8 protein-coding genes are annotated in these 9,599 nt (G+C 66.0%); 3 read left to right on the top strand and 5 right to left on the bottom strand.

The window, feature by feature from the left end; translation table 11 throughout:
• Both nudC and ampE read left to right on the top strand, forming a co-directional pair.
• On the top strand, positions 1–638 hold a 638-nt coding region (gene nudC, locus VF497_RS17380; protein ID WP_330891108.1), incomplete at its 5' end, for an NAD(+) diphosphatase.
• 54 nt (positions 639–692) lie between these two features.
• Entirely contained in the window at positions 693–1,571 is an 879-nt protein-coding gene (ampE, locus tag VF497_RS17385; RefSeq protein WP_330891110.1) for a regulatory signaling modulator protein AmpE, read from the top strand.
• Between the two features lie 5 nt (positions 1,572–1,576).
• Here the strand turns inward: ampE and VF497_RS17390 are convergent, their stop codons facing one another.
• Positions 1,577–3,463 carry an MFS transporter gene (locus VF497_RS17390; RefSeq protein WP_330891112.1) on the bottom strand — a complete coding sequence of 629 codons (1,887 nt, stop codon included), beginning with the start codon at positions 3,461–3,463 and terminating at the stop codon, positions 1,577–1,579.
• A gap of 346 nt (positions 3,464–3,809) precedes the next feature.
• On the opposite strand from VF497_RS17390, the gene VF497_RS17395 reads away from it, so the two are divergent.
• Positions 3,810–5,441, top strand: a complete 1,632-nt coding sequence (locus VF497_RS17395; RefSeq protein WP_330891114.1) for a tetratricopeptide repeat protein — start codon at positions 3,810–3,812, stop codon at positions 5,439–5,441.
• On the opposite strand, the gene purD is transcribed toward VF497_RS17395, so the two are convergent.
• The 4 genes from purD to VF497_RS17415 form a co-directional block, all read right to left on the bottom strand.
• Positions 5,438–6,727, bottom strand: a complete 1,290-nt coding sequence (gene purD / locus VF497_RS17400) for a phosphoribosylamine--glycine ligase (RefSeq protein ID WP_330891116.1) — start codon at positions 6,725–6,727, stop codon at positions 5,438–5,440. The genes VF497_RS17395 and purD overlap by 4 nt on opposite strands.
• A 157-nt stretch (positions 6,728–6,884) precedes the next feature.
• Positions 6,885–8,492 (bottom strand): bifunctional phosphoribosylaminoimidazolecarboxamide formyltransferase/IMP cyclohydrolase, encoded by a 1,608-nt coding sequence (purH, locus tag VF497_RS17405; protein WP_330891118.1) that lies wholly within the window; start codon positions 8,490–8,492, stop codon positions 6,885–6,887.
• A 132-nt stretch (positions 8,493–8,624) separates the two neighbouring features.
• Positions 8,625–8,897 carry a helix-turn-helix domain-containing protein gene (locus tag VF497_RS17410; protein ID WP_330891120.1) on the bottom strand — a complete coding sequence of 91 codons (273 nt, stop codon included), beginning with the start codon at positions 8,895–8,897 and terminating at the stop codon, positions 8,625–8,627.
• Positions 8,898–9,116: 219 nt separating this feature from the next.
• Positions 9,117–9,599, bottom strand: a 483-nt coding sequence (locus VF497_RS17415; RefSeq protein ID WP_330891122.1) for a DUF3426 domain-containing protein, incomplete at its 5' end; no start/stop codon positions are given.

Below are 9,599 nucleotides of genomic sequence, written 5' to 3' on the forward strand. Positions count from 1 at the left end.
CCGGCATGACGCTCGAAGCCGCCGACGCCGGTCTGTTCGCCTACGCGCGCGCGATCGCCAATTGGCAGGAACGCACGCGCTACTGCAGCGTCTGTGGCTCGCCTGTTCGTGTGGAAAACGCCGGCCATCGCGCCGTGTGTACGAACCCGCAATGCGGCGCCGAACATTTCCCGCGCACCGATCCGGCGATGATCGTCATCGTCTCGCACGGCGATGCCTGCCTGCTCGGCCGCCAGACGAGCTGGCCGAAGGGGCGCTACTCCGCGCTGGCCGGTTTCGTCGAGCCGGGCGAGACGCTCGAAGCCGCGGTGCAGCGCGAGGTGTACGAGGAGGCCGGCGTGCGCGTGGTCGACTGCGATTACCACTCCTCGCAGCCTTGGCCGTTCCCGTCGTCGATCATGCTCGGCTTCACCGCGCGCGCGGACGACCCGGCGATCAAGCTCGGTCCCGAGCTCGAGGATGCGCGCTGGTTCAGCGCGCGCCAGCTCGTCGATGGTCTCGCCTCGGGCGAGCTGTTGATGCCGTCGCCGCTGTCGGTGTCTTATCGCCTGGTCGAGCATTGGCTGCGCGAAACAGCGGGCATCGAGCTCGATACGCTGACCCGCGACGATCCGTTGCGCCGGGCCGCGCGCGGATAAGTACCGCTGCTACAATTTCCCGCGCCCGCGCATCGTGCGCGGAAGGAAATCTTCATGGCCATCGTGTTCGTCGCGATCGTACTCGTCCTGCTGCTTACGCATTTCGCGCCTGACCTCAAGCGCCTGCGCAATTTTTCCTGGCTGCGCGGCTGGCAGGATCAGGGCGCAGCGCAGTCGAGCGCGGAACTCGGCCTGCTCATCACCCTTGGCCTGCCCGTGTTGCTCTGCCTCGCCGTGCAGCTGGCGTTACGCGGGAATGTCTTCGGCCTGCCGAGTCTGGTCTTCGGCATCGCCGTGCTGTTCTATTGCATGGGCCCGCGCGATCTCGAACAGGACGTCGAGGCGGTCGACAAGGCACCCGATTCCGACCGACGCGCCGAGGTGGTGCAGGCGCTCAAGCCCGAGGAGATGAGCGAGCCGCTGCCGTTCCGCGCCGAGCCACTGGTCGAGGCCGCGTTCACCGCGGGACTGCGCCGCGTGTTCGGCGTCGTGCTCTGGTTCGCCGTGCTCGGTCCGGTCGGCGCCTTGCTCTATCGCCTCGCGCACCTGCTCGCTTATGTGCCCGCGCATGCGCAGGCGTTGCCCGCCGCGCAGCAGTCGCTCGCGCAGAAATTCGCGCGCCTGCTCGACTGGCTGCCGGCGCACCTGATCGCGCTCGCGCTCGCGATTGCTTCGGACTTCGACGCGGTGCTCAAGACCTGGCGCAGCTATCACGCGGCGCATCCGCAAGGCTACTGGAGTTTCGAGTGCGGCTTCCTCGGCGCGATCGCGCGCGCGAGCGTCGATGCCGATATCGAGGCGGGCGACGGTCACTCGGTCGACACGACCGATGCGCTGGTCGAGCTTGACGATGCGATGACCTTGATCCGCCGCGTGCTGATCGTCTGGCTCGCGGTGATCGCGGTGATCGTGATTTCCGGCGCGGTCGGGTAAACCGATCAGGCCTGGTCGCCGCGCAGCGCACGCACCTTGGCTTCGAGCAAGGCGGCAGTCGCCTGCGCCGCCGGCACGGCCGGGCCGGCGACGAGTTCGATGCGCGCGCGGAAACGGCGCGGCAAGCGCGCGCGATTGAGCCAGGAATCCTTGCGGCTGAAGATGCTGCCCCAGAGTCCGCGCAGCGCCATCGGCACCACGGGCACCGGCCGCGTTGCGAGGATCCTTTCGACGCCGGAGCGGAACGGCGCGATCTCGCCGTCGCGAGTGATGCCGCCCTCGGGAAAAATGCAGACGAGATTGCCCGCGGCGAGTTCCTTGTCGACTTCCTCGAACGCGCGTTGCAGCAGTTCCGGATCCTCCTTCGCGCCTGCGATCGGGATCGCCTTCATCGCCTTGAACAGCGGCTTCAGCGGTGTGTTGAAGATCTTGTAGTACATGACGAAGCGCACCGGCCGGCGGATGCAGCCGAGCACGATCTGCGAATCCATGAAGCTGACGTGATTGCAGACGAGCACGGCCGAGCCTTCCTCGGGAATGTTCTCCAAACCTTCCGTACGGATGCGATACAGCAGCGAAATCAGAATCCAGTCGACGAAGCGCAGCAGGAATTCCGGCACCAGCGTATAGATGTAGATCGCGACGACGGCGTTGAGCAGCGCGGCGACGAGGAACAGCTGCGGGATGGTGAAATGCAGCGCGTTGAGCAGGGCGAGCGACAGCGCCGTGGCCACCACCATGAACAGCGCGTTGATGATGTTGTTGCCGGCGATGATGCGCGAAAGCTGGCTGCGCTCGGCGCGGCTCTGCACGAGCGCGAACAGCGGCACGATGTAGAAGCCGGCGAACACGCCGATCAGGGTGAGGTCGAGCGCGATGTGCCAGCCGCCAGCGGAATGCAGGAATTCCAGCGGCCCCAGCCCTTGCACGGGCGCCGGCTGCGGGCGCGCGAAATAGAGGTCGACGCCGAACAGGGTGATGCCGATCGAACCGAATGGCACCAGGCCGATCTCGACCTTGTGCCCGGACAGACGTTCGCACAGCAGCGAGCCGATGCCGGTGCCAATCGAGAACAATGCGAGCGTGAAGGTGAACACCGCGTCGTTGCCGCCGAGGTAGATCTTCGTGTAGCTCGGCAACTGTGCGGTGACGACGATGCCGAAGAACCAGAACCAGGAGATGCCGAGCACCGAATTGAACACGGTGCGGTCCTGCGCGGTGAAGCGCATCGCGCGCCAGGTTTCGGAAAAGATGTTCCAGTTGAATTTCAATTCCGGCGCGGTCGGTGGCGCCGGCGGGATCGCGCGCGACACCAGGTAGCCGGCCGCGGCCACGCAGAGCACGGCGATCGAGGCGAGCAGCGGCCCGTTCGCGCCGCCTGCGGACATCAGCGCGCCACCGACCATCATGCCGAACAGGATCGCAAGCTGGGTTGCCGTCTCGACCAGCGCATTGCCGCCGACGAGTTCGTTGTCACGCAGCGCCTGCGGCAGGATCGCGTACTTGATCGGCCCGAACAGGGTCGAGTGCGCGCCCATGAGGAACAGCACGAACAGCAGCAGCCACGGGCTTTTCGTGACGAAGCCCCAGGTCGCGATCGCCATCGCGGCGATCTCGAATGCCTTGACGAAGCGGATGATGCGCGTCTTTTCCAGCTTCTCCGCGAGCTGACCGGCCGAGGCCGAGAACAGGAAAAACGGCAGGATGAACAGCGCTGGCGCGATATTGTTGTAGAACGAAACCTGCTCGTCGGGCAGGTTCATGGCAAAGCCGATCAAGAGGATCGTCGCCACGCGGAACACGTTGTCGTTGAACGCGCCGAGCGCCTGGGTCAGGAAGAACGGCAGGAAGCGCCGCTCGCGCAGAAGGCGGAACTGACTGTGATCGGACATCGCTACCCTCTGCGTTCCTGGCGCTGCGGTCATATTGTCTGAAAACGACGTGCAATGCCGCGTTGCGTGCCGGCGTATCAAGTCGCGAGCTGCCGCGTATCGTGCCGTGCCACGGCCGTCGTTCACCCCGCGGCCAGAGTAGCAAACCTGACCGCTGATAAACTACGCATCCTGAGAACCTGTCCTCAAAGCTACTACGCTCGATAATTTGCGCGCCGGCGGTGCTCGGAATCCTCATGTACTCGACTGTACACTCCGGTTCCTGCGCTCCGGCGACGCGCAAATTCTCTTCGCTCGCTACACTTTGAGAACAGGTTCTAACACGATCTGGTTTCCGGACATCTTCATGCGCAAATCGCTACGGTTTTCCGTCTCTCTCCTGCTTGCCCTCGCCGCCGTCGCGGCCCATGCCGACGGGACGCTGCAGCCCGTGCCGACGCCCGACACCTCGAAGATGGCTGCGGACGCGGCGAAGAAGATCGCCGACGAGCGCGCGGTGATCGACAAGGCCAAGGCCAATCTGGTCGGCCCGCCGCTCGCCCAGGCCTATGCCGACCTCGGCGCGCTGTATGCGCGCAATGGCTTCGACGAGGCCGCGGCGGTCGCGTTCTACGACGCGACCCAGGTCAATCCGAGCGATGGCCGCTGGTACTACCTGCGCGGCGTGATCGCGCGCAAGCTCAAGCGCAACGAGGATGCGCGCGCGAATTTCCAGGCCGCGCTTGAGCGCGACCAGATCTACCTGCCGATCCGCTACCGTCTTGCCGACACGCTTGTCGATCTCGGCGACAACACCGGCGCACGCAAGCTGCTAGAGGACACCGCGCGCGAACATGCCGACGTTCCCGTCGTGTTCGCGATGCTCGGCCAGCTCGCGCTCAAGCAGAAACGCTATGCCGATGCGATCGATGCGATCAACAAGGCGCTCAAGCTCGATCCGCAGGCGAACGGCCTGTATGCTTATCTCGCCGACGCCTATGCCGGACAGAACAATGCCAAGGCTGCCGACGAGGCACGGGCGAAGGCCGGCCGCGGCACCGCGGCGCTGGACGATCCGCTTGTCGCCGGTATGCTCGCCAAACCGCAGGAAACAGGCAGCACGCTCGCCGAGGCGCGCAGTCTCGCCCAGCAGGGCAACCTTCAGGGTGCACGCGACACGCTCGCCGCGGTGTTGCAGAAAACTCCGGACGATGTCGAGGCGCTGGCGTTCGCTGCGCGTATCGAAGCGACGCTCGGCAATCAGGCGGTCGCGCAGACCTATGTCGACCAGGCGCTCAAGGCGAAATCCGACAGCGCGACCGCGCGCGTCGCCAGCGGCATCGTCGCCGAATATGCCGGTGACGATGCGAAGGCCTACGACGAATATCGGCAGGCGCAGAAGTTTGATCGCAAGCTGCCCGATTCCTGGCTGCTGCTCGGCAACGCCGAGATGCGCCGCTCGCGCTACGCGCAGGCTGCCGAACAATATCGCGGCCTGATCGCGCTGCAGCCGGACAGCGCCACGGCGTACGCGCACCTGGTCTCCGCGCTCACGGCGCAGGGCAAATGCGATGGCGCATTGCAGGCGATCAACAGCGTGCTCGAACGACGCAAGAACGACGGCGACCTGCTGCAGATCTTCGTGCGCGTCGCCAGCACCTGTGCCGACGCGGACGCGATAACTCGCGATATCGCGCTCGAACACGGCCAGGCGTTGTACAAGCAGCGCCCCGATGCGGCGAATGCCGCTGCGCTCGCGCTCGCGCTGGCCGCGCACGGCAAGTTCAAGGATGCGCAGGAATACCAGGCACAGGCGATCTTCGAGGCGACACGTGCGCGCAACCCGGAGGCGGCGGCGTTGCTCAAGTCGACGATGCAGCAGTTCGTCAAGCAGCAGGTGCCGGATCGCCCGTGGCCTGTGGGCCATCCGTACTTCAAGGCGCCGCTGCTGGCCGCGCCGCCGGCCGTGGTACCCGCGCCGGCGAAACCCGGGAATTAGTTCTGCGGCGCGGTGCCCAACGCGCGATGTCCGATATCGCGCCGATGGAAGCCGCCGTCGAAACGGATGTGCTCGATCGCGGCGTAGGCATTCTGCCGCGCCGCGCGCAAATCGGCGCCGAGCGCGCACACGGTCAGCACGCGTCCGCCGGCGCTGACGACGCTGCCGTTTTCCGCTTTCGTGCCGGCGTGGAACACCTTCACGTCGGCGCCGAAATCGCCATCGTGGCCGACGATCGCATCGCCCGTGCGCACCGTGCCCGGATAGCCGTGCGCGGCGAGGACGACGCCGATCGCGGGGCGTGAATCCCACTGCGTGCGCTGCGTGTCGAGCCTGCCGTCGAGCGCGGCTTCGATCAGTTCGACCATGTCCGACTGCAGGCGCAGCATGATCGGCTGCGTCTCCGGATCGCCGAAGCGCACGTTGAATTCGATCACCTTCGGCGCGCCGTGCTTGTCGATCATCAGACCGGCGTAGAGGAAGCCCGTGAACGGTGCGCCGTCGGCGGCCATGCCGGCCAGCGTCGGCGCTATCACCTCGCGCAGCACGCGCGCCTCGACCTCGGGCGTGACCACGGGTGCGGGCGAATACGCGCCCATGCCGCCCGTGTTCGGGCCGGTGTCGCTATCGCCGACGCGCTTGTGATCCTGGCTCGTCGCCATCGGCAGCGCGTGCCTGCCGTCGGCGATGACGATGTAGCTCGCTTCCTCGCCGTCGAGGAATTCCTCGATGACAACGCGCGCGCCGGCTGCGCCGAGCGTGTTTGCGCCGAGCATGTCCTCGAGCGCGCGCTCGGCTTCGGTGAGCGTCATCGCGACGACCACGCCCTTGCCCGCGGCGAGGCCGTCGGCCTTGATCACAATCGGCGCGCCTTTCGCACGCACATGCGCGCGCGCGGACGCGAGTTCGGTGAACACGGCGTAGTGCGCGGTCGGGATGCCATGGCGCGCGAGGAAATCCTTGGCGAAGGCTTTCGAGCCTTCGAGTTGCGCGGCCTTCGCGCTCGGGCCGAAGCAGCGCAGGCCGGCTGCCTGGAAGCGATCGACGATGCCGGCAACCAGCGGCGCCTCGGGGCCGACCACGATCAATGCAACATTTTCCACTTGTGCAAAATGCAGCAGCGCGTCGATGTCGGTCGCCGCGACCGGGGCGTTGCGCACGCCGGGCTCGTGCGCCGTGCCGGCATTGCCGGGCGCGACGATCACTTCGCTGACGCGCGGCGATTGCTTGAGCTTCCAGGCCAGCGCGTGTTCGCGGCCGCCACTTCCTATGACCAACACTTTCATGGCAACTCCTGCTTCCCTTCTCCCCTCGGGAGAAGGTGCCCCGGCAGGGGCGGATGAGGGACGGGCGTTGCAACTACGACGAGAGAGGGTCCATGCAAGGCTCTTCCCTCATCCGGCGCTCCGCGCCACCTTCTCCCGGTGGGAGAAGGGAAGAAATTCAATGCCGGAAGTGGCGCATGCCAGTGAACACCATTGCCATGCCGTGCTCATCGGCAGCAGCGATCACTTCCGCATCACGCATCGAGCCGCCGGGCTGGATCACCGCGGCGATGCCCGCTGCGGCCGCGGCGTCGATGCCGTCGCGGAACGGGAAGAACGCATCGCTGGCCATCACCGAGCCGCGCACTTCGAGCTTCTCGTCGGCGGCCTTGATGCCGGCGATCTTTGCGCTGTACACGCGGCTCATCTGGCCCGCACCGATGCCGATCGTCTGGCGGTTCTTCGCGTAAACGATGGCATTCGATTTCACGAACTTGGCCACCTTCCAGGCAAAGATCAGATCGTCGATCTGCTGCGGCGTCGGTGCCACTTTCGTCATCACCTTCAGGTCATCCGTCATGACCATGCCGGTGTCGGCGGTCTGGATCAAGAGACCCGAGCCGACGCGCTTGACGTTGTTGCCGGGATGCGCGGCGACGAGATCGATGCCGGGCGGCACCGGGATTTCCAGCACGCGCACGTTGCCTTTCTTCGCGAACGCCTTCAGCGCGTCATCGGCGTACGCGGGCGCGAGCACCACCTCGACGAACTGGCGCGAGACGATCGCCTGCGCGGTGACGCCGTCCACTTCACGGTTGAACGCGATGATGCCGCCGAAGGCCGAAGTCGGATCGGTCTGGTAGGCGAGGTCGTAAGCTTTGCCAATGCCGTCGAGACTCACCGCCACGCCGCAGGGGTTGGCGTGCTTGACGATGACGCAGGCCGGCTTGACGAAGCTGCGCACGCATTCCCATGCCGCGTCGGCGTCGGCGATGTTGTTGAACGAGAGCTCCTTGCCCTGCAGCTGCTTGAACGTGGCCAGCGTGCCCGCCGCGGGATACAGGTCGCGGTAGAACGCGGCGCTTTGGTGCGGGTTCTCGCCGTAGCGCAAATCCATCAGCTTGATGAAGCGGCCGTTGGCTTGCGCGGGGAAGGTCTCGTGACCGGCGATGGCTTTGTGCGCTTCGTCGAGCTTGAGCGCGGAGAGGTAATCGCTGATCGCGCCGTCGTAGTTGGCCACATTGTTGAACGCGGCGACCGCGAGCTGGAAGCGCGTGGCGCGCGAAAGGCCGCCATGTTGCCCGATTTCGGCGAGCGCCGCTGCGTATTGATCCGGCGAGGTGAGCACGCCGACGTCGTTCCAGTTCTTCGCCGCCGAGCGCAGCATCGCCGGGCCGCCGATGTCGATGTTCTCGATCGCCTCTTCCAGCGTGCAATCCGGCTTGGCGACGGTGGCTTCGAACGGGTAGAGATTCAGCACCAGCAGGTCGATCGGCTGGATGCCGAGTTCGGCCATCACCGCATCGTCGCTACCACGCCGGCCGAGCAGGCCGCCGTGCACCTTCGGGTGCAGGGTCTTCACGCGGCCGCCCATGATCTCGGGGAAACCGGTGAGCTCGCTGATATCTTTCACCGCGATGCCGGCGTCGCGCAGCGCCTTGGCCGTGCCGCCGGTGGAAAGCAGTTCGATGTTGCGCGCGGCGAGTGCGCGTGCGAGTTCGATCAGGCCGGTCTTGTCGGAGACGCTGAGCAGCGCGCGCCGGACCGGTACGGGGGAATCGGACATGGGGTTTCCGCAGGCTTGTTTGGGAAATGCGGCCATACACGGCCACGGGTCGATTTTTGCGATCGAGCACGACCGCAAAACTCCAAGCGGAAATTATAGCCGTCTATTTGAATGGCTGCCTGCGGCCGGCAACTACAAGCCGTGCAGCGCCAACTTCTTGCGCAACGTCGCGCGATTGATGCCGAGCGCGGCGGCGGCCTTGCTCTGGTTGCCGCCGGCCCAGTCCATGACTTCGCGCAGCAGCGGGCATTCGACCTCGTCGAGCACGAGCGCGTACAGGTCGTCGGCCTCGCCGTCCATGTCGTGCAGGTAGCGGCGCACAGCGCGCGAGACACACTCGCGCAGGGCGGGCTGCAGCGCGGACTCGGTCGCTTCGCTCAAGCGCAGGTTCGGGGCGGCGTTCATCGTGCGGATACCTTGTTTGCTTTTGGCTCTTCCCTGATACGGCAATCCCGGGCCGGCTTTGCGAGTCGTGCGAAGCCGAAGAATTTGCAACGCGGGTCGGATAGTCTATCGCCGCGGCGCCCGCGAGTTAAGTATTTTTTTTCATCGCCCCGCCAATTCGCGGTGTCCGAGCCCGCCGGCGCGCGAACTGCCGAGCGCAATAGTCTGTTCAGGGGTTCCTCAGAGGAATTTGAATTCGTACGCCACCGCATTCTTGCCCGGGTCGGCGACCTCGAACACGAGCGCGGTCGATCCATGTGCGGCGAGGCCCGAATTCAGCGTACGTGCGTCGCCGAGGTATTCGGTCGGCTTGAAACGGCGCATCGCGATGCGCTGCTCGTCGAGATCGGTCAGCGTGATCTCGACGGTTGGGAATGCCTGCGCCACGTCGGCGTCGTTGCGCAGCGTCGCGGAAATGATCAATGCGTTCGCCACGGACGGATGCGGGCGCACGTCGCGCGAGAGCAGGGTGAGGCTTTCCGCGTCGCGCGCGAGCGGCAGCGTGCAATGCAGCAGCGTGCAGCCGCGCTCGAGCCAGGCGCGCGCGGTCGGGTTCTGCAGCAATTCGCGGCGTTCGCCCCAGGCGAGCTGGGCGAGCAGCAACGGCAGGAGCAGGGCGATGCCGCCTTTCCAGACCCAGCCGGACGAGGCACGCGTCGCGCG

Origin of the sequence: Rudaea sp. (genome assembly GCF_036383415.1) — a bacterium.
Lineage (GTDB): Bacteria > Pseudomonadota > Gammaproteobacteria > Xanthomonadales > Rhodanobacteraceae > Rudaea.